This is a genomic window from Thiohalocapsa halophila, from assembly GCF_016583825.1.
Taxonomy (GTDB): Bacteria; Pseudomonadota; Gammaproteobacteria; order Chromatiales; family Chromatiaceae; genus Thiohalocapsa; species Thiohalocapsa halophila.
The window spans coordinates 1-704 of the sequence record NZ_NRRV01000250.1 but is presented as its reverse complement, the minus strand read 5'-3'; the positions used below and the strand labels follow the sequence as shown (position 1 = coordinate 704).

The following is a 704-nucleotide window of genomic DNA, read 5'->3' as shown; positions in this document are numbered from 1 at the left end:
TGTCTGCAAGCCCCCAGGATCTACTACTCGCGCTGACGATCAAGGCCGAGCATCACGTCCTCGTACACCTCCGCCAGGGTGAAATCAATGGCAAGCCCCCCGCAGTCGAAGGACAGCTCGCCATCCTCGATCGCCTCGTAGCGCCAGCTGCCGTCGGGATCGCGCCGATACAGCTCGGCCAGGCGACGATCCTGGGACACCAGCAAGTAGTAGCGCAGCGATTCCAGGGCACGGTAGGCGAGGAGCTTCTCGCGCCGGTCGATGACCTCCGTTGACGGCGAGATTACCTCGGCGATCAGACAGGGCGCGCGCTTGTACAGCGGCTCGTCGTCGCTCGGGTCGCAGCCCACAAGCACATCGGGGTAATAGAAAGCGTCATGCGCCTCCACACGCACCTTCATGTCGCTGATGAAGACCGCGCAGGGGGTGCCGCGGGTGGCGGCACGCAGGTGAAAGAACAGATTGCCGGAGATGCGGTTATGCGCCTCGCCGGCTCCGGCCATCGCGAACACCTGGCCGGCCACATATTCGTGACGGACGCTGCTCTGCTGTTCGCCGAGAAGATAATCCTCGACGCTGAGCGGGGACATCGGGGCGGGCGCGCTCATAAATGTGCTCCGTGACGGATCGGCGCTGACCTTCCAGCATACACCCCGAAAGTCTGTGGCGAGACGCACCGGCTGCATAAGGGGCTGCGCAAGCAG

1 protein-coding gene is annotated in these 704 nt (G+C 63.9%); it reads right to left on the bottom strand.

The features are described from left to right. Nucleotides 1-23 precede the first annotated feature (23 nt). A complete protein-coding gene (locus CKO31_RS26290) occupies nt 24-608 on the bottom strand; it encodes a Uma2 family endonuclease (RefSeq protein WP_200243933.1) in 585 nt (194 codons plus the stop codon). Nucleotides 609-704: the final 96 nt, after the last annotated feature.

Excerpts from the sequence above, each read along its gene's own strand:
- CKO31_RS26290 (WP_200243933.1), bottom strand. The coding sequence starts at position 608 with ATGAGCGCGCCCGCCCCGATGTCCCCGCTCAGCGTCGAGGATTATCTT.